This is a genomic window from Cellulosimicrobium sp. NPDC057862 (assembly GCF_042797035.1).
In the GTDB taxonomy this organism is placed as follows: domain Bacteria; phylum Actinomycetota; class Actinomycetes; order Actinomycetales; family Cellulomonadaceae; genus Cellulosimicrobium.
Map to the genome: position 1 here is coordinate 182401 of NZ_JBHVMH010000002.1, position 23728 is coordinate 206128.

The window sequence follows — 23728 nt, forward strand, 5'->3', positions numbered from 1 at the left end:
CCTCCGAGCATGCGGCGACGGCCCGTGAGCCTCCGGGACCGTGCGACAACCCCGTGCTCGGCGCCCCGGAGCGGGTCTATCGAAGGGGCGGGGCGGTGCTCGCGCGCTCGACGAGGCGGGTCGGGACCAGGCGGGTGCCGGTCTCGTGGACGCCCTCGCGGACCTGGCGGAGCACCTGCTCGACGAGCCGGCGCCCGACCTCGGCGAAGTCCTGGTGGACCGTCGTGAGCGGGGGCAGGAACTCGCTCGACTCGGGCAGGTCGTCGAACCCGACGACGCTCACGTCCTGCGGCACGCGCCGGCCCGCGTCGTGCAGGGCGCGCACGAGCCCGAGGGCCATCTGGTCGTTCGCGACGAACACGGCGGTCACGTCGTCGCGCTGCGCGAGACGCAGCCCGGCCTCGTAGCCGGACGACGGCGACCAGTCGCCCCGCTCGATGGGCGGCACCTCGCGGCCCGCCTCCTCGAGCGTGGCACGCCACGCGGAGGTGCGGCGCTCGGCCGCGAACGAGAGCGCGGGGCCGGCGAGGTGGTGCACCGTCTGGTGGCCGAGGTCGAGCAGGTGCTGGACGGCCTGGCGCGTGCCGTCGGCCTGGTCGGTGTCCACGACGGCGTAGCTCTCGCCGGCGTCGGAGTCTGCGACGACGACCTGGACGCCGGGCGGAAGGCTGACCCGCGCGACGTCGAGGAGGTGGACCTCCATGAGCAGGATGATCGCGTCGACGGCGAGCTCCCCGAGGCGCGTGAACGCGCCGTGCACGCCGTCCTGCGTGGGCGCGGCGACGGGGATGACGGTGATGGCGTAGCCCTCGGCGGCGGCGGACGTCGCGATGGCCTCGAGCGTACGGACGTTGCCCGTGGTCGCGAGCGAGAAGAGGATCACGCCGATGGTGCGGAAGGAGCCGCTCTTGAGCGCGCGGGCGGCGCTGTTGGGGCGATAGCCGAGCTCGGTCATGGCCTCGAGCACGCGCGAGCGCGTCGCCTCGACGACGCCCGGGTGCCCGTTGGAGACGCGGGAGACGGTCTGCGCGGAGACCCCGGCGACGCGCGCGACGTCGGCCATCGAGACGCGCCGCGCCGTGCGTACGGCGGCTCCCCCGGTGCGCGTCAGGGCGGGGGTCTCGTCGTCGAGCCCGTCGGTCATGTCGTCCTCGTCCTCGTGGTGTCGGCACAGTACCTGGGCCGGGCCGGTGTCGTGGCCGGTCACGGACCAGCGTAGGCGATGTTTGCGTAAACACCGAACCTCGTGCCATGCTCATGTTTACGCAAACAACGGCGACGACCGACGTCGCCGTCCCCCGATGACGAGGACCCCCAGCATGACGACGACGTCCCCACCCGTGGCAGGGCACCGGCCACCGGTCGGCGCCCCTTCGTCCCTCCCGGCACGGCGCCGACGGCGCTCGTGGACCGGCTGGGGCTTCGTGGGGCCGTTCATGGCGGTCTTCGCGCTGGTGTTCCTGGCACCGATCGCCTACTCGATCTACCTCAGCCTGTTCCGCACCCAGATGGTGGGCGGCACGCAGTTCGTCGGCTTCGAGAACTACGCCCGAGCGTTCTCCGACCCGCAGTTCTGGTCGGGCGTCTCGCGCGTCGGGCTGTTCCTCGTGGTCCAGGTGCCGATCATGCTCGGCATCGCGCTGCTGGTCGCCCTCGCGATCGACTCGGGACGCCTCTACGGCCGGAACTTCTTCCGGATCTCGATCTTCCTCCCCTACGCCGTCCCGGCCGTCGTCGCGACGCTCATGTGGGGGTTCATGTACGGGACGCGGTTCGGCCTCGTGGCGAACCTCAACGACGCGCTCGGCACGTCGATCCCCAACCCGCTCTCCCCCGACTGGGTGCTGCTGTCGATCGGCAACATCGTCACCTGGGAGTTCGTGGGCTACAACATGCTCATCTTCTACTCGGCGCTGCGCGTCGTCCCCACCTCGCTCTACGAGGCGGCGGAGCTCGACGGCGCGTCGCAGTGGCAGGTCGTGCGGGCGATCAAGATCCCCGCGATCCGCGGCTCGCTCGTCATCGCCACGATCTTCTCGATCATCGGCTCGTTCCAGCTCTTCAACGAACCGAGCATCCTCCAGAGCCTCGCGCCAAACGCCATCACGACGTACTTCACCCCGAACCTGTACGCGTACTCGCTGTCGTTCTCCGGCCAGCAGTACAACTACTCGGCGACCGTCGCCATCATCATGGGCGTCCTCACGATGATCGTGGCCTACGTCGTCCAGCTGCGCGGCATGCGCAAGGAGGCCTGACGATGACCGCCACGACCCCCTCGACCCCGGCGGTCCCCGCCGGCTCCCGCACGACGACGGGCACCACGACGCGCAAGCCCGTCCGCCTGCGCTCGCGCGCCCCGCACAGCGTGGCCCGCCCGCGCCGCAGCGTCCTGATGACCGTCCTCACCGGGATCGTCCTGCTCTACGCGCTCGTGCCGCTCTTCTGGCTCGTCGTCAACGCGTCCAAGACGCAGTCGAGCCTGTTCAGCTCGTTCGGCCTGTGGTTCAGCGGCGACTTCGCTCTCTTCGACAACATCGCGCGCACGCTCACCTACGACGACGGCATCTTCGGCCGCTGGTTCGCCAACACGCTGCTGTACGTCGTGCTCGGCGCCGGCGGCGCGACGTTCCTCGCCGTGCTCGGCGGGTACGCGCTCGCCAAGTTCGACTTCCCGGGCAAGCGCGGCGTCTTCGCGACGGTCATCGGCGCGGTCGCCGTGCCCGGCACCGCGCTCGCCGTCCCGACGTTCCTCATGTTCAGCCAGATGGGCCTCACCAACACCCCGTGGGCCGTCATCATCCCGTCGCTCATCTCGCCGTTCGGCCTCTACCTCATGTGGGTGTTCGCCGCGGAGTCGATCCCGACGGAGCTGCTCGAGGCGGCGCGCGTGGACGGGTCGAGCGAGGGCCGCACGTTCTTCCAGGTCTCCCTGCCACTGCTCGCGCCCGGGATCGTCACGGTCCTGCTCTTCACCATGGTCGCGACCTGGAACAACTACTTCCTGCCGCTGATCATGCTCAAGGACCCCGACTGGTACCCCCTGACGCTCGGCCTCAACGCGTGGAACGCGCAGGCCGCCACCGCCGGCGGCGAGGCGATCTTCGACCTCGTGATCACCGGCTCGCTGCTGACGATCCTCCCGCTCGTCGCGGCCTTCCTGCTCCTCCAGCGCTACTGGCAGTCCGGCCTCGCGGCCGGGTCCGTCAAGGAGTGACGCGCACCCGCGCCGTCTCCACGCCCAGCACCACCCCCGACACCCACCCCGCCCGATCCGTCTGACGACGAAGTGAGAGGAACCCTCATGTCCATCCGCACCACCCGCGCCCTGCGCGCCGTCGCCGCCACCGGCGTCGTCGCGCTCGCCCTGGCCGCCTGCAGCTCCGGCGGCGGCAACGACTCCGGCGCGGACGCCGGCTCGGCCGACGACGTCGCAGCGGCTCTCGAGGAGGGCGGCAGCCTCACGGTGTGGGCCTGGGAGCCCACGCTCGAGCAGGTCGTCACCGACTTCGAGGCGAAGTACCCGAACGTCGACGTCGAGCTCGTCAACGCCGGCACCGGCAACGACCAGTACACGGCGCTCCAGAACGCGATCGCGGCCGGCAAGGGCGTGCCCGACGTCGCGCAGGTCGAGTACTACGCGCTCCCCCAGTTCGCGCTCTCCGACGCGCTGGCCGACCTCTCGTCGCTCGGCGCGGACGAGCTCGACGGCACGTTCACGCCGGGACCGTGGAACGCCGTCCAGCAGGGCGAGGGCGTCTTCGGCCTCCCCATGGACTCCGGCCCGATGGCCCTCTTCTACAACGAGGAGGTCTTCACGCAGCACGGCATCGAGGTGCCGACGACGTGGGACGGCTTCGTCGAGGCGGCCCGCGCGCTGCACGCCGCGGACCCGAACGTCTACATCACCAACGACACCGGTGACGCGGGCTTCACGACGTCGCTCATCTGGCAGGCCGGCGGCCAGCCGTTCCAGGTCGACGGCACGGACGTGACCGTCGACCTTGCGGACGAGGGCAGCACGCAGTTCGCCGAGACCTGGCAGACGCTCATCGACGAGGACCTGCTCGCGCCGGTAAGCTCGTGGAGCGACGAGTGGTACCAGGGCCTCGGCAACGGCACGATCGCGACGCTCGCGATCGGCGCGTGGATGCCCGCGAACCTCGAGTCCGGTGTGCCCGACGGCGCCGGCAAGTGGCGCGTCGCCCCGCTCCCGCAGTGGGAGGAGGGCGCGTCTGCCAGCTCGGAGAACGGCGGCTCCGCCCTGTCCGTGACCGCCGCGAGCTCGCAGCAGGCGCTCGCCTACGGCTTCCTCGAGTACGCGAACGCGGGCGACGGCGTGCAGGCGCGCGTCGACGGCGGCGCGTTCCCGGCCACGACGGCCGAGCTCGGGTCGGACGAGTTCCAGGGCTACGAGTCCGAGTACTTCGGCGGCCAGAAGATCAACGAGGTCCTCGCGCAGTCGGCCTCCGACGTCGTCGAGGGCTGGTCGTACCTGCCCTTCCAGGTCTACGCGAACTCGATCTTCAACGACACCGTCGGCCAGGCCTACGTCTCGAGCACGACCCTCGCCGACGGCCTGAAGGCCTGGCAGGACGCGTCCGTGAAGTACGGCACCGAGCAGGGCTTCACCGTCAACGAGTGACCTGATCCCCGCCGGGCGCCTGCCGGGGCGCCCGGCGGACCCTGCACCAGCCGCCGCGTGGTCGTGCACCCCCGGCACGACCACGCGGCCCCCACCGGCGGCCCACCTGCCGCCCACCGCTCTGCGAGCACATGAGGAGCCTGCATGTCCACCCCCACCCCGTTCCGCTGGCTGCGCCGTCCCGGGCCGCACACGCCGCCGGGCACGACGGCGTCACCCGCCGCCACGGCCGACGCCTACGCGCCGTCCGGCCTGTCCTACGGCGCGGACTACAACCCGGACCAGTGGCCGCGCGAGGTCTGGGACGAGGACGTGCGTCTCATGCGCGAGGCGGGCGTGACGGTGGTCTCGCTCGCGATCTTCTCGTGGGCGAGGATCCAGCCGACGGAGCACACGTGGGACTTCGCGTGGCTCGACGAGATCATGGACCTGCTCCACGCGAACGGCATCACCGTCGACCTCGCGACGGCGACGGCGTCGCCGCCGCCGTGGCTCACGACGAAGCACCCGGAGATCCTGCCGCAGACCCGCTCGGGCGAGACGCTGTGGCCCGGTGCGCGCCAGCAGTGGCGCCCGACGTCGCCGATCTTCCGGTCGCACGCGCTGCACCTCGTGGAGCGCATGGCCGAGCGGTACGGGGACCACCCGGCGCTCGTCGCCTGGCACGTCTCCAACGAGCTGGGCTGCCACAACGTCGACGACTTCTCCGACGACGCCGCCGCGGCCTTCCGCGCGTGGCTGCGCGACCGCTACACGACCCTCGACGCGCTGAACGACGCGTGGGGCACCGCGTTCTGGTCGCAGCGGTACAGCACGTGGGAGCAGATCCTGCCGCCGCGCCTCGCGGCGTCGCACCCGAACCCGACGCAGCAGCTCGACTTCAAGCGCTTCTCCTCCGACGCGCTGCGGCAGTACCTGCGCGCGGAGGCCGAGATCCTGCGCCGCCTCACGCCGGACGTCCCCGTGACGACGAACTTCATGGTCATGGGCGAGACGAAGGGCATGGACTACGCCGCCTGGGCGGACGAGCTCGACTTCGTCTCCAACGACCACTACGTGCTCCCCGGGCCGCAGGCGCTCGACGAGCTGTCGTTCTCCGCGAACCTCACGGGCGGCATCGCCCGGCACCGGCCGTGGTTCCTCATGGAGCACTCGACGAGCGCGGTGAACTGGCAGCCCGTCAACGTCGCGAAGAAGCCGGGCGAGCTCGCGCGCGACTCGCTCACGCACGTCGCGCACGGCGCCGACGCGGTCTGCTACTTCCAGTGGCGACAGTCCGCGGCAGGCGCCGAGAAGTACCACTCGGGCATGCTCCCGCACGCGGGCGAGCGCTCGCGGCTCTTCCGCGACGTCGTCGCGCTCGGCGCGACGCTGCGCGACCTCGCGCCCGTCGCGGGCAGCGAGCAGAAGCCGGCGCGCGCCGCGATCGTCTTCGACTGGGACTCGTGGTGGACGAGCGAGCTCGACTCCCACCCGACGGACCGGCTGCGGTACCGGCAGGAGGCGCTCGACTGGTACTCGGCGTTCCTCGCGCTCGGCGTGCGGGCGGACGTGGTGCCGACGGCGACGGACCTCACCGGGTACGACGTCGTCGTGGCGCCCGTCCTGCACGTCGTCCCCGCGGACCTGCGGGACCGCCTCACGGCGTTCGTCGAGGGCGGCGGCCACCTCGTGACGACGTACTTCTCGGGCGTCGTCGACCAGGACGACCACGCGTGGCTCGGCGGCTACCCGGGCGCGCTCCGCGACCTGCTCGGCATCCGCGTCGAGGAGTTCGCCCCGCTGCTGGACGGCGAGAGCGCGACCGTCGAGCTCGCAGGCGAGCAGCTCGAGGGGACGCTGTGGACCGAGCCGGTCGACGTCGTCGACCCGGACGTCGAGGTGCTGGGCTGGTACAAGACCGGCGAGCAGTCCGGGCGCGCCGCGGTGACGCGCCGCACGGTCCGGTCGGGCGAGAACTCCGGCTCCGCGGCGTACGTCTCCACGCGGTTCGGCCGCCTCGGCCTCGTCCCGGTGCTCTCCCGCCTGCTCGACGACGCGGGCGTGCGCAGCGAGCTGCCCGCCCTCGTCCGCGGCGACGTCGAGCTCGCGGTGCGCACCGACGGGACCGACGACTTCTGGTTCCTCGTCAACCGCACCGCCCGCCCGGTCGAGGTGCCCGACGTCGCGGGCGAGGTCCTCTCCGGCCGTCGCCTCGCGCCGTCCGGCACGGCGGACGGCGCGCTCCTGCTCGAGCCGCGCGGCGTCGCCGTCGTCCGCCGCCCGGCCGAGCCGACCTCGCCGAGGTAGAGCCCCGGTACCACGAGGTAGAGGCCGGGTAGGCCGAGGTAGAGGCGTGGTCATGACCAGGCCTCTACCTCGCGAGACCGCGCCTCCACCTCGGCAGACAGACCCCGCGGGAACGACCCGCACCCGGTGCACCCCGCCGGTTCGCAGCGACGCGAAGGAGGTGGCTCAGGGATGAGCCCGACCGACACCGACACGACCACGCGGGGTGGACCACCCGGTCCTCGCCGCACGAGCCCGGGCGGCCCGGCCGCCCGCCGGACGGGGGCCCGCGTCGTGGCGGGCCTCGGCGCCGGGGCGCTCGTCGCGGGCTGCGCGCTCGCGGCCCTGCCCGCGCAGGCCTCGCCCTTCGGCGCGGTCTCCGCGGCGGGCACGACGGCGGCCGCGGCCGACGTCGCGGGCGTCACCGTGACGCCCGACCCGTCGTACGCGGGCGCGCCGTTCGAGGGCTGGGGCACGAGCCTCGTGTGGTTCGCCAACGCCACGGGAGGCTACCCGGACGAGATCCGCGACCGGCTCGCGGACATGGTGTTCGGCGACGAGGGCCTCAACCTCAACATCGCGCGCTACAACGTCGGCGGCGGCAACGCGCCCGACGTGCCGGACTACCTGCGCGCCGGCGGTGCCGTCGACGGCTGGTGGAAGGCGCCCGAGGGCACGACGCGCACCGACGTCGACTGGTGGGACCCCGAGAACCCGGACCACTGGGACGCGGACGCCGACGCGACGCAGCGCTGGTGGGTCGACCGCATCAAGGACGACGTCACGCACTGGGAGACCTTCAGCAACTCCCCGCCCTGGTTCATGACCGTGAGCGGGTACGTCTCCGGCGGCTTCAGCTCGACCGCGGACCAGCTCAAGACGGAGAGCATCGACGACTTCGCGGCCTACCTGGTCGGCGTGACCGAGCGCCTCGAGGACGCGCACGGCATCGAGGTCGACACGATCGACCCGTTCAACGAGCCCAACACCAACTACTGGGGCACCCAGCTCGGCAGCGACGGCAACCCGACCGGGGGCCGCCAGGAGGGCGCCCACATGGGTCCGGCGCTCCAGGCGAAGGTCGTCCCGGCGCTCGCCGCGGCGCTCGAGGGCTCCTCGACCGACGCCGTGATCTCGGCGATGGACGAGACGAACCCCGGCACGTTCGCGACGAACTGGAACGCGTACCCGCAGTCCGTCCGCGACCAGGTGTCGCAGCTCAACGTCCACACGTACGGCACGGGCCAGCGCACGACGGTCCGCGACATCGCCAAGGGCGAGGACAAGCCGCTGTGGATGAGCGAGGTCGGCGGCAACTGGAGCTCGACCGGCCAGGACTTCGAGACCATGGAGTCCGGCCTGGGCAGCGCGCAGCACATCGTCGACGACCTGCGCGAGCTCGAGCCGAGCGCGTGGGTGTTCTGGCAGCCGGTCGAGGACTACGCCAACATGGCACCCGGCGGCGAGAGCGCGAACGGCATGAACTGGGGCGAGATCCAGATCCCGTTCGACTGCACGGCCGAGGACACGCTCGAGACGTGCCCGATCTACACGAACACGAAGTACTGGGCGACCCAGAACTTCACGCACTACATCGAGCCGGGCGACTCGCTGATCCGCTCGGACGACAGCAACAGCACGGCCGCGGTGTCCGCCGACGGCGGGTCCGCGACGGTCGTGCACGTGAATGCCACGAAGGCCGAGCGCGCCGTGACGCTCGACCTGTCGAAGTTCGGTGCGGTCGGGTCCGATGCGACCGTCACCCCCGTGGTCACGAGCACGGCCGGCTACCTCGTCGAGGGCGAGCCGGTGGCCGTCACGACGGACGAGAACGGTCCGAGCGCGACGCTCGTCGTGCCGCCCGAGTCCGTGACGACGTTCGTCGTCGACGGCGTCTCGGGTGTCGCGGACGACGCGGCGCTCGTCCAGGACGGCCACGCGTACCGCCTCGACGGCGTCCAGGCGAACCGCTCGCTCGCGCCGTCGGCGTCGGGCACGGGCGTCGTGATCCGTACCGACGCGCTGGTCGCGGAGCAGGCGTGGGAGCTCACGGCGCTCGGCGCCTCCGAGGGCTCCGGCACGCACCGCACGCGCTACGCCGTGACGAACGCGGCGACGGGCCGCCAGCTCGCCGTCGCGGCCGACACCTCCGCCGTCCTCCAGGACGCCCCGGCCGACGTCGCCGACACCCCGCTCGCCGCGCAGTGGATCCTCTCGACGACCGGCGACGGCACCTTCACGCTCGTCAACGCGTCCTCGAAGACCCTCCTCGAGGTCGGCGGCCAGGCGACGGCCGACGGGTCCCCCGTGGGCACGTACCTCGCGAACTCCGGCGTGAACCAGCGCTGGCGGATCGTCGACGAGACGGTCCTGGGCACCGAGCCGGTCGAGGTGTTCACGACGCCGGGCACCGCGCCCGAGCTCCCCGCGACCGTCACGCCCGTCTACCGCGACGGGGCGCGCGGCGCGCTCCCCGTGACCTGGGAGCTCCCGGGTGACGACGCGTGGGCCGAGCCCGGCACCGTCGAGGTCGCGGGCACGGTGGCGACCCCGACCGGTGGCGAGGTCGCCGCGACGGCGACCGTCGTCGTCGACGAGCTCACGTCGACCCTCCCGGCGCGCGCCAAGGCGTACGCGGGCGGCACGCCCGCTCTCCCGACGACCGTCACGGCGGTCGCGGCCGGCGGCGCCGAGGTGCAGCGCCCCGTGGTCTGGGACGACGCCCCCGCGGGCGCGTACGACGCCGTCGGGGTCGTCTCGCTCACGGGCACGGCCGACGCCGGAGCGGGTGCCACGCTCCCGGCCACCGTGCGCGTCCAGGTGACCGAGGCCGCGTCCGCCAACGGCGCGCTCGCCGCGGGCACGACGGCGAGCGCGACGTTCACCGAGCCGGGGTACTCCGTCGGGGGCGTCGTCAACGGCAACCTCACGGACAAGGCGTGGTCGAACTGGGTTTCCGGCACCAAGCGGACGTCCGACACGCTCACCGTCACGCTCCCGGCCGACCGGGACGTCACGGGCGTCGTGACGCGGTTCTGGAAGGACGGGTCGAGCGCGAGCTGGGCGCAGTCCGTCCGGCTCCAGGCGCTCGTCGGCGGCACGTGGACCGACGTCGGCGCGCCCGTCACGGTGGACGCCTCGCCCGACGGCCCGGCGCCCGCGATCGAGGTCCCCGCGGACGTGCGGACGTCGTCCGTGCGCGTCGTCCTCACGGCGCGGGCGAACACGCACATGGTGGTCTCCGAGATCGAGGTCCTCGCCAAGGTGCCGGGCACGGGGACCGATGCCACGGCGTCGGGCATCACGGTGGACGGCACGCCGCTCGCCGGGTTCGACCCCGCGGTGACGGCGTACGACGTGCCCGTCACGGGCACGGTGCCCGCCGTCGAGGCGGTCGCGCACGACCCGTACGCGACCGTCGCGGTCGAGGCCGCCGACGCCGTGCCGGGGACGACGACGGTGCGCGTCACCGCGGAGGACGGGACGGAGCAGGCGTACGACCTGCGCTGGACGGCTGACGCCGGTGCGGCGCCGGTGACGGCCGTCGCGGAGACGCGGTGCCTGGCCGGCAAGGTCTACGTCGCGGTCCGCGCCACGAACGACGGCGACGCGCCGCTCGACGTGACGCTCGCGACGCCGTACGGCACGCGGACGTTCACCGGCGTCGCCCCGGGCGCGAGCGCGTACCAGTCGTTCGCGTCGCGCGCGGCGTCCGTCCCGGGCGGGACGGCCGTCGTGACGGTCGACGGGTTCGAGCCCGTCGAGGTCGCGTTCGACGCGCGCACCTGCTGAGCCGTCCGAACCCGCCACGGGCCCGGTCGACGTCGTCCGCGACGTCGTCCGGGCCCGTCGCCGTCCGGCGGACCGGCGCCCGGGTCCGGGCCCGGCCACGAGAGTTCCGCGCCACGCGCCGGATCGCAGAGCGAGCGTCGGCAGGTCCGCGTACCGTGTCCCGGGTGCCCGGCACGGTGTCGGGACGAGGAGGAGCGCACCACGGTGACCCCGACGACGAGCGGCGACGTCCTGACGACGAGCGGCGGCACGCGCTGGACCATGCGAGGCGAGATCGACGCCGCGGTCCAGGCCCGGCGCGAGGACGAGCTGCTGCGGATCGCGCAGTCCGCGAACGAGCGCATCCACGTCGACCTCGGCGACGTGACCTTCATGGACTCGGGCGGCCTGCGGCTGCTCTACCACGCCGCGACCGCGGGCTCGGGAGCCCCCGTCCTGGAGCGCGTCCCGCGCCGCGTCCGCGACCTGCTGGAGCTCAGCGGGGTCGTCGACCTCTTCGAGCTCGCGGACGACCCGACCGACGAGGGCGGCGCGTGAGCGTCGAGCACGCCGCGGTCCCCGTCGGCTTCGTCGAGATCGGCTCCTGGCCGCTGCGCGGCCTGGGCGACCTCGCGACGCTGCGCGAGGGCCTGCACCGCCTGCTCACCGGCGGCCCGCTCCCGCCGGACCGCGCGCTCGAGGCGACGCCGGAGCGCGTCGTCCTCGTCGCGAGCGAGCTCGCCACCAACGCCCTGCGCCACGGCCTGCCGCCCACGCGCGTCCGGCTGCTCAGCGACGGGCGCGAACTCGTCGTCGACGTCGTCGACCACTCGCCGGACGCACCGGTGGTCGCCGGGCGGCGCTCGCCGGGCGCGGGCGGGTTCGGCCTCGTGCTCGCGCAGCGGGCGTCGACGGCCGTCGGCTGGTGCCGGACCGGCACGGGCGAGAAGCACGTGTGGGCACGGTTCGACGTCCCGGTCTTCCGCGCCGGCGCCTCGGTGCGCAGCGCCCTGCTCCCCGTGGGCTGACCCGGGCCACGGCCTGCCCGCCTCCCGGGCCGGCCGCCTCGGGCGTCAGGCGTCCCGACGCACCAGGAGCAGCGTCGCGTCGTCGGCGGAGCGCGGGTCGCGCGCCGCGGTGACGATGCCGTCGACGTCCACGTCCGGTCCCGCCGTGAAGGCCCCGGCGAGGCGGCCCAGCCCGTCCCGGATCGACTCGCCGCGCCGCTCGACGAGCCCGTCGCTGTAGAGCACGAGCGCTCCCCCACGCGGCACCTGGAGCACGTGCGCGGTCGGGACGCGGTCCACGATCCCCAGCGGAGGGGCGCTCGCGCGCTCGGCCCACGTCGTCGTGCCGTCCGGCCCGACGACGAGCAGCGGCGGGTGGCCCACCGACACGTGCTCGACGTCGCCGCTCACCGGGTCCAGGAGCGCGACCGCGAGCGTCGCGACCTCGCCCGGCAGCGTCCAGCGGGCGACCTCGCCCAGCAGGGCCACCGCCTCGACCGCCGATCCCGTGCTCACGAGCGCCGCGCGCAGGGTCGTGCCGAGCTGGCCCATCGTCGCGGCCGCCTGGAGCCCGTGCCCCGTGACGTCGCCGACCACGAGCGCGAGCCGGCCCGAGGGGAGCACGAGGGCGTCGTACCAGTCGCCGCCGACCAGGCCGGTGCCGGCGGACTCGTAGCGGGACTGGAGGCCCCAGCCCGGGACGTCGGGCAGGAGCGCCGGCAGGAGGCTGCGCTGGAGCTCCTCCGTCGCCCGCACGGCCTTGCGCCCGCGCACGTAGAGCGCCTCGACGAGATGACCGCGCAGCGACGTCGCGACGTCGGTCTGGTCCGACGTCCACGGCGCGCTGTGGCCGCGCACGACCTCGCGCCAGCGCTCGAAGGACTTGCGCGGGCTCAGCCGGACCGTCTCGCCCTCGCGCTGCGCGATCGCCTTGTTGTAGGGGTCGCCGCCCCAGTCCACGTGCCGCAGCACCTCGTCGCGCACCCACACGACGACCTGGCCCTCGGGGAGCACGATGCCCAGCACCCCGGCGACGTCGGGCGCGAGAGCCGCGACCTCGGGCGCGTCGCGACCCAGCGCCTCGGTCGCGACCAGGTCCTCGCCGTGGCCCAGCACCCACGCCACGAGCGCGCGGCACCCGTCCTCGTCGGGCGCGTTGCCGACCTTGATGAGACCGCCCTCCGCGACGACGACCGCGCCGTCGGCCCGGACCAGGCGCCGCAGCCACCCCGAGCGGGTGAGCGCGGTACCGATCGGGACGCTCTCGTCGCGGCTGTCGGCGGCGAGGTGGGCGAGGACGCCCTCCGCGCGCCGCACCTCGGCCTCGCGCTCGTCCTCGGCCTGCGCGACGAGCCGGACGGACAGCGCCGACCCGAGGAACTCCGCGGCCGTGCGCACCTCGTACGGCGGCTCGTGCGGGCCGGCGTAGTGGTGGCACGCGATGAGCCCCCAGAGCCTCCCCTCGCGCAGCAGCGAGATCGACATCGACGCGCGCACGCCCATGTTGCGCAGGTACTCCAGGTGGATCGGCGAGACGCTGCGCAGCGTGGAGTACGTGAGGTCGAGCGGTGCGCCCGTCGTCGGCAGCAGCGTCGGCACGATCGGCTGCGGCGCGTAGTCGACGTCCGCGATGAGCCGGATCCAGTTCTTCTCGTACAGCGCGCGGGCCTGCGGCGGGATGTCCGACGCCGGGTAGTGCAGGCCCAGGAACGCGTTGAGGTCCTCGCGGCGCGCCTCGGCGACGACCTCGCCGTTGTACGCGGCGTCGAAGCGGTAGATCATCACGCGGTCGAACCCGGTGAGGTCGCGCACGTGCCGGGCCGCGTCGTCGTACAGCTCGTCGAGGGTCGCGGCACGCTCGAGGTCGCGCAGCGCGTGCCGCACGGCGAGGTACGTGTTGGGGAACGTCAGCGGGCGCGCGCCCGCCGCGGTCTCGAGCTCGACGACGAGCACCGGCTCCGTCTCGGGCCCGTCCGCGGGCAGCGGGGGCCGGTGGAGCACGGCGTCCACGACGAGGGGCGCCCCGTCCCAGCGGTCCAGGGTCAGCGTGACCGGGTTGCGCGTGGCGAGGTCGCCGACGTTCGCGGCGTGACCCAGCACCCGGCGTGCCGGGTCGGCGCCCAGCGCGTCGGCGAGCGGCCGGCCGACCAGCTCCTCGGCGGTGATGCCCAGGTGCCGCGCGACGTTCGCCGACGACTGGAGCAGCACGCCGTCGTGCTCCCGCACGACGAGCAGCACGCCGCGAGGTTGGATCATGCCGGGCACGTGGATGGGCTCGCGCGCGCAGTTGTCGAGGTCCACCGCCTCGCCGGGCGCCAGCAGCTCCGGCTCGTCGACCGTCCTGGTCACGTGGTTCTCCGTCCGAGTCGCCGCACTCCGGCAGCTGCCGTGTGCGGTTCGACGGACCACCTGGGCTCGAGGATCCGGGTCGAGTGCCCCAGGCTACCGCGCCCGGCGCCTCGGGCCGACCGTTCTGTCCAGGCAGGATCTGCCCGGCGACCCTGCGTGAGCGACACCACGGAACTCCGCGGTAGCGTCGTTCGTCGGACGAGCGGGGCCCCGGACCGCCCGCCCGGCCCCGACGAACCAGAAGGTGACCCATGAGCACGACGACGACCCCGATCCTGCGCGCCACCGGCCTCGCGGCCGGCTACGGAGGGCCCGACGTCGTGCACGGCATCGACCTCGACGTCGTGCCCGGCGCCTCGCCGGTCGGGATCGTCGGCGAGTCGGGCGCCGGGAAGTCCACGGTCGTGCGCGCGCTCGTCGGGCTCGTGCGGCCGACCGCCGGTCACGTCACGTACGCCGGGCGCACGGTCACCAAGCTGTCGCGCCGGGACAAGAAGCAGTTCACCGCCGACGTCCGCCGCGTCTCCCAGGACGGCCTCGCCGGGATCGGGATCGACCCGCGCTGGACCGTCGACCGCACGCTGTCCGCCGCGCTCAAGGACGCCCGCAAGGCCGGTCGCCCCAGCGGACGATCCGTGGCGGACCTGCTCGGCGACGTCGCGCTCGAGCCCCGGTACGCGCCGCGCACGATCCACTCGCTGTCGGGCGGGGAGAAGCAGCGGGTCGCGCTCGCCGTCGCGCTCGCGACGCGCCCCCGCGCCCTGCTGCTCGACGAGCCGCTCACCGCCGTCGACCCGGCGATGCGAGGCGACGTCGTGCGGCGCCTCGCCGACGCGACCGCCGAGCTCGGCACCGCGGTGCTGCTCGTCTCGCACGACCTGGAGCTCGTCGAGCGGATGTGCCCCTCCGTCCACGTGCTCGCCGACGGGACGTTCGTCGCCGCCGGGGCGCTGCGCGACGTCTTCGCCGGCACCGCCCCGGGCGCCGACCACCCGGCCGTGCGAGGGCTCGCGGAGGCCGCGCCGCTCGCCGTCCAGCGCTTCCGCTGACGATCCGGGAAACTCGTCGGCGACGCGTGTCGAAGACCGGGGGTCCCCGTACGACGTCAGGGTGAACGCGCCTTCACGACACTAGGGTCGAGGAGGCACTCACCGAGGAGGAACGTCATGCGAGTCATGGTCATGATCACGGGCAGCGGGGCCGACGAGGACAAGATCGCCCCCACGCAGGAGATGCTCGCCCAGATGGGCGCGTACAACGAGGAGCTCGTCAAGGCGGGCATCATGCTCGACGGCCAGGGCCTCCAGCCCACGGCCAAGGCCGCGCGCGTCGTGTTCAGCGGGGGCGAGACGTCGGTCGTCGACGGGCCCTTCACCGAGTCCAAGGAGATCGTCGCCGGGTACTGGATCTGGCAGGTCTCCTCGCTCGAGGAGGCCGTCGAGTGGGCGCGCAAGTGCCCGAGCGACCCCAGCGCAGGGCTGGAGGAGGTGCTCGAGATCCGCCCGATCTTCGAGGTCGAGGACTTCGGCGCCGAGTACACCCCGGAGCAGCGCGCGAAGGACGAGCGCCTCGCGGAGCAGATCCGCGCCCAGCAGGGCTCCTGAGCTCACGGGCCGGGGCACGACGATGACCGACGTCTCCCGCACCGTCGAGGCCGTGTGGCGCATCGAGTCGCCACGGCTCGTCGCGGGCCTGGCCCGGACCCTGCGGGACGTCGGCCTCGCCGAGGAGGTCGCCCAGGAGGCGTTCGTCGCCGCGCTCGAGCAGTGGCCCGAGCAGGGCGTCCCGGACAACCCGGGCGCGTGGCTGACGACCGTCGCGCGCCGCCGCGCCGTCGACCTGGTCCGCCGCGAGCGCACGCGCGACGAGAAGTACGCGCGGCTCGCGGCGGACCTCGCCGCACCCGGTGCGGGGTCCGGCGGGCGGACGACGACGATCGCGCACCCGGGCGAGGGCGGCGCCGTCCTCGTGGGATCCGTCCCGGTGCCGGACGCGATCGTCGACGACCCCGTGGGCGACGACCTGCTCGCGCTCGTCCTCGTCGCGTGCCACCCCGTGCTCCCGCGCGACTCCCGCGTCGCGCTCACGCTGCGCCTCGTCGGAGGCCTGACGACGGACGAGATCGCCCGGGCGTTCCTCGTGCCGTCCGCGACCGTCGGGCAGCGCATCTCCCGTGCCAAGCGGACGCTCGCCGAGGCGAACGTCCCGTTCGACGTCCCGCAGGCCGACGAGCTCGCCGCCCGCGTCCCCGCGGCGCTCGAGGTCGTGTACCTCGTCTTCACCGAGGGGTACGCCGCGACGTCCGGCGACACATGGGTGCGGCGCGAGCTCGCCGAGGACGCCATGCGGCTCGGTCGCGTGCTCGCCGGGCTGCTGCCGGGCGAGCCGGAGGTGCACGGGCTCGTCGCGCTCATGGAGCTCCAGGCGTCGCGGTTCGCAGCCCGCACCGGCCCCGACGGCGAGCCCGTGCTCCTGGAGGACCAGGACCGGTCGCGCTGGGACCGGCTCCTCGTGCGGCACGGCCTCGCCGCGCTCGACCGCGCGCTCGCGCTCGGCACCCGCGCGGGCAAGGCCCTCGGCCCCTACTCGCTCCAGGCCGCGATCGCCGCGTGCCACGCACGGGCCGCGGCCTGGGCGGACACCGACTGGGAGGCGATCGTCGCGCTCTACGACGCACTCGCGTCGGTCGCGCCCTCCCCCGTGGTCGAGCTCAACCGCGCCGTGGCCGTGGGCTACGCGGACGGTCCCGAGGCCGCGCTCGTCGTGCTCGACGCCGTCGCGGACGACCCGCGCCTCGCGCGCCACCACCTCTACGGCGCCGTGCGCGGCGACCTCCTGACCCGGCTGGGCCGGCACGTCGAGGCCGCCGACGTCCTCGAACGCGCCGCCGGCCTCGCGCCGACCCGCCACGAGCGCCAGCTCCTGCTGGAGCGGGCCGCCGCCGCGTCCTCGACCGCGGGCGCACGGAGGCAGGACGTCGACCCAGGACCGTAGGCCCCGTCCGGTCAGCCGAGCGAGCGGACGTCTCCGTGCCGTCCCGGCGCGTTCAGCGCGGCGAGGAGCGCCTCGGCAGCCGCAAGGTCACGTCCCAGCGGCGCCCCGGACTCCGGGTCGGGCCGCCGTGCCAGGGCGCGGCGCGACGGGGCGTCGACGACCGACGTCCCAGGCGTCGCACGACTCCCGCCGAGCTCGCCGAGGTCATCGTCGTCTCGGATCGCGACGACCCCCTCGACCCTGAGCAGCGGGATGCGGAGCAGGCGTGCCAGGAGGCGGATCTCGATGTCCATGGCGCCCGACTAGTCGCCGAGCCGGATCTCACGGTCCCGGTCAGGTGCGTCGTCCGCCGCGGACGAGGACCGGGAGGCCGGCGCCGTCACGTCCGCCTCGGCGAGGCGAGCCCGTACCTGTGCGACGACGGCCTTCGCGCCCGCCTCGATCTGGGCGTACCGCTCCCGCCCTGCCCGGGTGCCCAGCAGGTACCCCAGCCCGAAGAAGGCCAGCCGGCCCAGGGTCTTACTGCCGAGCATTGCCGTCGTCCGATCCCTGGCGGCTCCGTACGGCCGAGACCGCCGCGCTGGCTGCCGTGACCGCCGCCACCGACCCGAGCGTGATCAGGCCGGTCCGCACCGCACCGGTGCCGGCCCGCTTCTGCTGGTGCCCGAGCGACTCCTTCACCCGGTCGAGGAACGACTTCCTCCGGAACAACGCGCTCATGACGCTCCCACCTTCTGGTCGTGCTCGGCCGAGTGCCTGCGGATCGCCGTGACGATCGCCTGCTTGCGCATCGACGTGGTCAGCTCGAGGCCCATCTCCGTGCCCAGCGCGAGCAACTTCTCCTTGGTCATCTCGTCGAGGTCGAGCGGGTCGGTGTCGGCGTCGGCCCCGAGCCTGCGGCCCTCCGCGGTCGCCGCCTTCCGTCGGTCGTCCGCGTCCTCCACCCTCCGTCGTGCCGCCTCGGCCTCTTCCTCAGCCTCTCCCGCCAGCCGCTCGGCGCGGGCGCGAGCCTCGTCGGCAGCTCGTCGGGCCTCCGCGGCAGCCTCTTCCGCCAGCTCGCGCGCCGTCGCCATCTCCTGGCGAGCATGCTCGATCGCCTCCTCGGCCCGGGCGCGCGCCTTCTCGGCCTGCTGCTGCGCCTGCTCCACGCGGTTGCGGACCTGCCCCTGCATCTCGGCGACGCGGCGAGCCGCGTCCTCCTGCGCACGAGCCCTCTTCGCCGCCACGTACTGGTCGGCCTCGCGCTGGGCGTCCGCGACCACCTGAGCGACGTCGCGCTCCCCGTCGTCACGGGCCGCCTCGAGCCGTCGGCCGCCCTCCGCCTCGACGTCGCGGGCGGCGTCGTCCCGCTCCTTGGCCTCCCGGGCCGCGTCGTGGGCCCGCAGCTCGAGTTCTCTGACGCGCTCCATCGCCGCGTCCACGCGGCTCGTCCGACGGTCCGTGCCCGAGGTGAACGGGTTGGCGTCCGCCACGGTCGTCGCGGCGCGTTGCCCTGCCGTCTGGACGGTGTGGCCCGCGGACCGGGCGGGCGTCGCCACCCCGGTGTCCAGCAACCACAGGATGTTGCGCGGCAGGTCGGTCAGGCCGCGTCGCGCCGTGCGCCCCAGCCAGACCACGGGATTGGACCTGGTCATCGGCTCCTCCTCACCTCGGCGGGAGCCCGCTCAGGCGGACCACCCTCTCGGCGGCCGCTGCGCGGCCGCTCGAAGGGACGCCGCGGCCGGAGGCGCGTGCGCCGTCCCGCGCGGATGCACCGCTGAGGGGACCACCGACCACTGCACGCCCCCTGCATCCAGGACACGGTACCTCCCGTCCGCACGCACGCCGGGGCGCGCGCCGAGCGCGCGGGCACGGGAGCGAGGGCGCGAGAGCGAGCGCGAGGTGCGAGGTGCGAGGTGCGTGCAGGGCAGCGGGAGGACGGCGCACCCGCGCGCCGTGCTCCCCTACCGCGTGAGGACCGACTCGATCGCGGCGGTCTCGTCGGCGGTGAGGGGGGGCGCCGAGAGGGCCGCGACGTTGTTCTCGAGCTGGCGGACGCTGCTCGCGCCGACGAGGGCGGACGTGACGCGGTCGTCGCGCAGGACCCAGGCGAGGGCGAGCTGGGCGAGGGTCTGGTCGCGGCCGGCGGCGATCTCGTTCAGCGCACGGGCCCGCTCGAGGTAGGTCTCATCGAGGTTCTGCTCGGACAGGAACGGGGAGTCGGGGCGTGCGGCGCGCGACCCCTCGGGCGCGGAGCCGGAGAGGTAGCGGTCGGTGAGCAGGCCCTGCTGGAGCGGCGAGAACACGATCGTGCCGACGCCGAGGTCGCCCACGACGTCGAGCAGCGACTCGCTCTGGACGCCGTCGTAGCGGTCCTCGTGCGCCGGGTCCTCCACGTGGCGGTTCAGCATCGAGTAGCTGGGCTGGTGGATGAGCAGCGGGGTGCCGAGGTCGGCGAGGATCGCGGCGGCCTCGCGCGTGCGGGACGGCGAGTAGTTCGAGACGCCGACGTAGAGCGCCTTGCCCTGCTGGACGGCGTCGTGCAGCGCCCGCATGGACTCCTCGAGCGGCGTGCTCGGGTCGGGGCGGTGGTGGTAGAAGACGTCGACGTAGTCGAGGCCCATGCGCGTCAGCGACTGGTCGAGCGACGACAGCAGGTACTTGCGCGAGCCGCCGTCGCCGTAGGGGCCGGGCCACATGTCGTAACCGGCCTTGGAGGAGATGACGAGCTCGTCGCGGTACGCGCCGAGGTCCTGGGCGAGGTGGCGGCCGAAGTTCTCCTCGGCGGTGCCGTACGGCGGGCCGTAGTTGTTGGCGAGGTCGAAGTGGGTGATCCCGAGGTCGAAGGCCCGGCGCAGGACGGCGCGCTGCGTCTCGAACGGGTTCACGTCGCCGAAGTTGTGCCACAGGCCGAGCGAGATCGCGGGCAGGTCGAGGCCGCTGCGCCCCGTCCGGCGGTAGGTCATGGTGTCGTAACGGTCGTCGGCGGCGACGTAGCGCGGGGCGAGAGGCATGTGCCCATTCTGCCTCCCCGCGCCCGGGGAGCTAGGCCGAGTCCCGCACGACGAGCACGGGGTCGAAGATCCGCGACGTGACCCGCGGCTCGCCGGTCTCGACCTGCTCCAGCAGGAGGCGCGCCATCTCGGCCGCCATCTCCTCCACGGGCTGGCGCACCGTGGTCAGCGCCGGGCGCGTGAGCGTGCCGGCGGGGCTGTCGTCGAACCCCACGACGGCGACGTCGTCGGGCACCCGGCGCCCCTGCTCGCGCAGCGCGTGGACCGCGCCCTGCGCCATGACGTCGTTCGAGACGAACACGCCGTCGAGACCCGGTGCGGTCCGCAGCAGCTCGAGCATCGCGGCCTCGCCGCTCTCGACCGTGAAGTTGCCCTCGACGCTCGGCACGTACGCGTGGCCCCGCCGCGCCATCGCGTCGCGGAAGCCGTCGAGGCGGTCCCGGGCCGCGAGCACGTCGAGAGGCCCCGAGACGACGCCCACCGCCCGGCAGCCGCGGTCCAGCAGGTGGTGCGCGGCGAGCCGTGCGCCGTCGGCGTTCGCGACGTCGACGTAGCTCACCGGGAGGGGCCGCGGGGGCCGGGCGAAGAGCACCGTGGGCCTGCCCGTGGCCAGGAGCTGCTCGGGGAGCGGGTCGTCGGCGTGGGTGGAGACCAGGAGCGCGCCGTCGGCGTTGCCGAACCGCAGGTACGACACGACCTGCCGTCTCGCCTCGTCGCCGTCGGCGAGCATGAGCACCGGGTGGACGTCGTGCGGACGCAGGGACCGCACGAACGACCCCACGACCCGGCCGAAGAACGGGTCGGCGAGCAGGCGCGGGAGGTGCAGGCCGTCGTCGGGGGCCGGCTCGGCACCGGAGACGACGACGGCGACCGTCCCGGTGCGCCGCGTGACGAGCGAGCGGGCGGCCCGGTTGGGCACGTAGCCGGTCGTCGCGACGGCCTCCAGGACGACCTCCTGGACGGCGGGCGCGACCTTGCGCTTGCCGTTGACGACGCGCGAGACCGTCGCGCGCGACACGCCTGCCACCCGGGCGACGTCGTCGAGCGTCGGCGCCCGGTGCTGCACGTCCTCGCTCACGCCACCGACGATAGCAGGGGTAAGAGCGCTTTCCCGGCGCGCACGGGGTCAGGGTGCAGCCCGGCTGGATCACGTTTGGTTACTAACCAGTTTGTCAGGATTACTGTCCGTTTTAGGCGGATTCATACCGCTATACCCACCACATCGAGCGCTCACCGCGCTTGACAGTCCCCGTGAGCGGGTGAAAACTCGGGCCTCGGGTAAGAGCGCTCTCCCTGCTTCACACCTCAGCCGCGGCGCCGCGGCTGAGGGCACGGCTCGACGACGAACTGTGCCCCGGGTCGACGCAGACCTGGGGCGGACGGAGAGGTAGACGATCACGATGCGCACCACATCCCCCACCGCCCCCGGGCGACCCCGCAGACGCCGAGCGGCCCGCGCCGCGCTCGCTACGCTGGCCTCCGGCGCGCTCGCGGGAGCGGCGCTGGTCGTGCCCGCGACGACCGCGAGCGCCGAGCCGGTGCTCCTGTCCCAGGGCAAGCCCGCCACCGCGTCGTCCGTCCAGGACGACTGGGCCGGGTACGCCGCGGACAAGGCGGTCGACGGCGACCTCGGCACGCGCTGGTCCAGCGCCTGGAGCGACCCCCAGTGGCTCCGGGTCGACCTGCAGCAGGACGCGAGCGTCGACCGGGTCGAGCTGGTCTGGGAGGGCGCGTACTCCTCCGCGTACCAGGTCCAGGTCTCCGACGACGGCTCGGCGTGGCGGACGCTCTACTCCACGACCCAGGGCGACGGCGGCACGGACGTGCTCGACGTGGACGGGAAGGGCCGCTACGTGCGCGTCCTGTCGACCGCGCGCCCCGGCGGCTACGGCCACTCGCTCTACGAGTTCCGCGTCTTCGGCGAGGCGGGCGGCTCGGGTCCGATCGACCCCACGGACCCGACCGACCCCGGTGACCCGACCGACCCGTTCCCCGACTACGTGCACCCGGGCCACCCGACGGCCCCGGTCAAGGACTCCGGCCCGAGCGTGGTGAAGGTCGTCGGCGGGAACGGCGACTGGGACCTCCAGGTGGACGGGCAGCCGTACACCGTGCGCGGGTTCACATGGGGCGGCACGAGCGCCGAGGAGACCGGCCCGCGCATGCAGGGCCTCGCCGACATCAACGGCAACACGACCCGCACCTGGGGCACGGGCGCCGACTCGCGCGCGATCCTCGACGCCGCGGCCGAGCACGACGTCCGCGTCATCGCGGGCTTCTGGCTCATGCCGGGCGGCGGCCCGGGGTCGGGAGGCTGCATCGACTACCGCACCGACACGACGTACAAGAACGACACCAAGGAAGACATCCTGCGCTGGGTCGAGGAGTACAAGAACCACCCGGCCGTGCTCATGTGGAACATCGGCAACGAGGCGATCCTCGGTCTGCAGAACTGCTACTCCGGCACCGACCTCGAGGAGATCCGCAACGCCTACGCGTCGTTCGTCAACGAGGTGAGCGTCGCGATCCACGCGATCGACCCCAACCACCCGACGTCGAACACCGACGCGTGGACCGGCGCGTGGCCGTACATCCGCGACCACGCACCCGACCTGGACCTGCTCTCCATCAACGCCTACGGCGACGTGTGCAGCATCGCGAGCGCGTGGGAGGCCGGGAACTACGGCAAGCCGTACGTGCTCACCGAGGGCGGCGCGGCCGGCGAGTGGGAGGTGCCGGACGACGCGAACGGCGTCCCGGACGAGCCCACCGACATCGAGAAGAGCCGCGCGCTCCCGCTGTCGTGGAAGTGCCTCATGGAGCACGAGGGCAAGGCGCTCGGCGCGACGTTCTTCCACTACGGCGTCGAGGGCGACTTCGGCGGCGTGTGGTTCAACATCACTCCCGGCAACAACAAGCGCCTCGGCTACCACGCGATCGCCAAGACCTGGGGCGTCGACCTCACGGGCGTCAACACCGCCCCGCGCATCACCGGCATGGCGATCCCGGGCTCGACGTCCGTGACGGCCGGCGCCACGCTGGACTTCGACCTCGCCGCGACCGACCCTGACGGTGATCCGATCAACTACGTCGCGTTCTTCAACAGCAAGTACGTCGACGGCGCCGGCGGCCTCGCCTGGACCGAGCTCACGAGCAAGGGCCAGGGGAAGTTCTCGGTCACCACGCCCTCGCGGCTCGGCGTGTGGAAGCTCTACGTCTGGGCCGAGGACGGCCAGGGGAACGTCGGGGTCGAGACGCGCTCGTTCCGCGTCGTGGCGCCGCCCGTCGCCGGGACGAACATCGCGCAGGGCAAGACCACGACGGCGTCGAGCTTCGACCCCTGGAACGGCAACTGGTCTCCCGGCCAGGCGACCGACGGCGACCCGGGCACGCGCTGGGCGAGCGACTGGGACGACGACGAGTGGCTGACCGTCGACCTCGGCTCCGTCCAGGCGTTCCAGCACGTCCAGCTCGTCTGGGAGTCGGCGTTCGGCAAGGCCTACCAGATCCAGACGTCGAACGACGGGCAGTCCTGGACCACGGTCCGCACGGTGACGGACGGCGACGGCGGGGTCGACAGCCTCGACGTCGCGGGCAACGGCCGCTACGTGCGGCTCAAGCTCGACGCCCGCGGCACCGCGTGGGGCTACTCGCTGTTCGAGCTCGGCGTCTACCAGCGCTGACACCCACAGACGTCCGGG

19 protein-coding genes are annotated in these 23728 nt (G+C 73.6%); 11 read left to right on the plus strand and 8 right to left on the minus strand.

All coding sequences use genetic code 11. The annotated features are described in order from the left end of the window. Positions 1-76: 76 nt before the first annotated feature. Positions 77-1063 (minus strand): LacI family DNA-binding transcriptional regulator, encoded by a 987-nt coding sequence (locus tag ACFVN3_RS03520; RefSeq protein ID WP_378231370.1) that lies wholly within the window; start codon positions 1061-1063, stop codon positions 77-79. A 256-nt stretch (positions 1064-1319) separates the two neighbouring features. Between ACFVN3_RS03520 and ACFVN3_RS03525 the strand changes: the two genes are divergently transcribed. From ACFVN3_RS03525 to ACFVN3_RS03555, 7 genes are all read left to right on the plus strand, one after another. Next, positions 1320-2258 carry a carbohydrate ABC transporter permease gene (locus ACFVN3_RS03525; protein WP_378230626.1) on the plus strand — a complete coding sequence of 313 codons (939 nt, stop codon included), beginning with the start codon at positions 1320-1322 and terminating at the stop codon, positions 2256-2258. 2 nt (positions 2259-2260) lie between these two features. Beyond that, the gene (locus tag ACFVN3_RS03530; protein WP_378230628.1) at positions 2261-3217 is read left to right on the plus strand and encodes a carbohydrate ABC transporter permease; all 957 of its coding nucleotides are present in this window, start codon (positions 2261-2263) and stop codon (positions 3215-3217) included. Positions 3218-3304: 87 nt separating this feature from the next. Next, a complete protein-coding gene (locus ACFVN3_RS03535; RefSeq protein ID WP_378230630.1) occupies positions 3305-4645 on the plus strand; it encodes an ABC transporter substrate-binding protein in 1341 nt (446 codons plus the stop codon). 144 nt (positions 4646-4789) lie between these two features. Continuing rightward, positions 4790-6934: a beta-galactosidase gene (locus ACFVN3_RS03540; RefSeq protein ID WP_378230632.1), complete on the plus strand. Its 2145-nt coding sequence runs from the start codon at positions 4790-4792 to the stop codon at positions 6932-6934. Positions 6935-7105: 171 nt separating this feature from the next. Beyond that, positions 7106-10705: an RICIN domain-containing protein gene (locus ACFVN3_RS03545; protein ID WP_378230634.1), complete on the plus strand. Its 3600-nt coding sequence runs from the start codon at positions 7106-7108 to the stop codon at positions 10703-10705. A gap of 204 nt (positions 10706-10909) precedes the next feature. Further along, positions 10910-11242: an STAS domain-containing protein gene (locus ACFVN3_RS03550; RefSeq protein WP_378230637.1), complete on the plus strand. Its 333-nt coding sequence runs from the start codon at positions 10910-10912 to the stop codon at positions 11240-11242. Next, the gene (locus tag ACFVN3_RS03555) at positions 11239-11712 is read left to right on the plus strand and encodes an ATP-binding protein (protein ID WP_156532764.1); all 474 of its coding nucleotides are present in this window, start codon (positions 11239-11241) and stop codon (positions 11710-11712) included. The genes ACFVN3_RS03550 and ACFVN3_RS03555 overlap by 4 nt, the downstream gene beginning before the upstream one ends. A gap of 45 nt (positions 11713-11757) precedes the next feature. On the opposite strand, the gene ACFVN3_RS03560 is transcribed toward ACFVN3_RS03555, so the two are convergent. Further along, positions 11758-14040, minus strand: a complete 2283-nt coding sequence (locus ACFVN3_RS03560) for a SpoIIE family protein phosphatase (RefSeq protein ID WP_378230639.1) — start codon at positions 14038-14040, stop codon at positions 11758-11760. A 251-nt stretch (positions 14041-14291) separates the two neighbouring features. Here ACFVN3_RS03560 and ACFVN3_RS03565 point away from each other — a divergent pair, with 251 nt between their 5' ends. The 3 genes from ACFVN3_RS03565 (at position 14292) to ACFVN3_RS03575 (ending at position 17034) form a co-directional block, all read left to right on the plus strand. Beyond that, the gene (locus ACFVN3_RS03565) at positions 14292-15089 is read left to right on the plus strand and encodes an ABC transporter ATP-binding protein (RefSeq protein ID WP_378230641.1); all 798 of its coding nucleotides are present in this window, start codon (positions 14292-14294) and stop codon (positions 15087-15089) included. Between the two features lie 117 nt (positions 15090-15206). Then, entirely contained in the window at positions 15207-15644 is a 438-nt protein-coding gene (locus ACFVN3_RS03570) for a YciI family protein (RefSeq protein WP_378230644.1), read from the plus strand. A gap of 22 nt (positions 15645-15666) precedes the next feature. Next, a complete protein-coding gene (locus tag ACFVN3_RS03575) occupies positions 15667-17034 on the plus strand; it encodes an RNA polymerase sigma factor (RefSeq protein ID WP_378230646.1) in 1368 nt (455 codons plus the stop codon). A gap of 11 nt (positions 17035-17045) precedes the next feature. Here the strand turns inward: ACFVN3_RS03575 and ACFVN3_RS03580 are convergent, their stop codons facing one another. The 6 genes from ACFVN3_RS03580 to ACFVN3_RS03605 all read right to left on the minus strand — a co-directional run bounded on the left by ACFVN3_RS03580 (position 17046) and on the right by ACFVN3_RS03605 (position 21105). Continuing rightward, positions 17046-17327, minus strand: a complete 282-nt coding sequence (locus ACFVN3_RS03580) for a hypothetical protein (RefSeq protein WP_378230648.1) — start codon at positions 17325-17327, stop codon at positions 17046-17048. Positions 17328-17336: 9 nt separating this feature from the next. Then, positions 17337-17567: a hypothetical protein gene (locus ACFVN3_RS03585; protein WP_378230650.1), complete on the minus strand. Its 231-nt coding sequence runs from the start codon at positions 17565-17567 to the stop codon at positions 17337-17339. Next, complete coding sequence (locus ACFVN3_RS03590) at positions 17554-17754, minus strand: hypothetical protein (protein ID WP_378230652.1); 201 nt, start codon at positions 17752-17754, stop codon at positions 17554-17556. Before ACFVN3_RS03590 ends, ACFVN3_RS03585 begins: the two co-directional genes overlap by 14 nt. After that, positions 17751-18668 carry a Rho termination factor N-terminal domain-containing protein gene (locus ACFVN3_RS03595; RefSeq protein WP_378230654.1) on the minus strand — a complete coding sequence of 306 codons (918 nt, stop codon included), beginning with the start codon at positions 18666-18668 and terminating at the stop codon, positions 17751-17753. The genes ACFVN3_RS03590 and ACFVN3_RS03595 overlap by 4 nt, the downstream gene beginning before the upstream one ends. 309 nt (positions 18669-18977) lie before the next feature. Next, on the minus strand, positions 18978-20027 hold the full coding sequence (locus tag ACFVN3_RS03600; protein WP_378230656.1) for an aldo/keto reductase: 1050 nt from the start codon (positions 20025-20027) through the stop codon (positions 18978-18980). 31 nt (positions 20028-20058) lie between these two features. Beyond that, on the minus strand, positions 20059-21105 hold the full coding sequence (locus ACFVN3_RS03605; protein WP_378230658.1) for a LacI family DNA-binding transcriptional regulator: 1047 nt from the start codon (positions 21103-21105) through the stop codon (positions 20059-20061). A 322-nt stretch (positions 21106-21427) separates the two neighbouring features. Between ACFVN3_RS03605 and ACFVN3_RS03610 the strand changes: the two genes are divergently transcribed. Further along, positions 21428-23710 carry a discoidin domain-containing protein gene (locus tag ACFVN3_RS03610; RefSeq protein ID WP_378230660.1) on the plus strand — a complete coding sequence of 761 codons (2283 nt, stop codon included), beginning with the start codon at positions 21428-21430 and terminating at the stop codon, positions 23708-23710. Positions 23711-23728 lie beyond the last annotated feature (18 nt).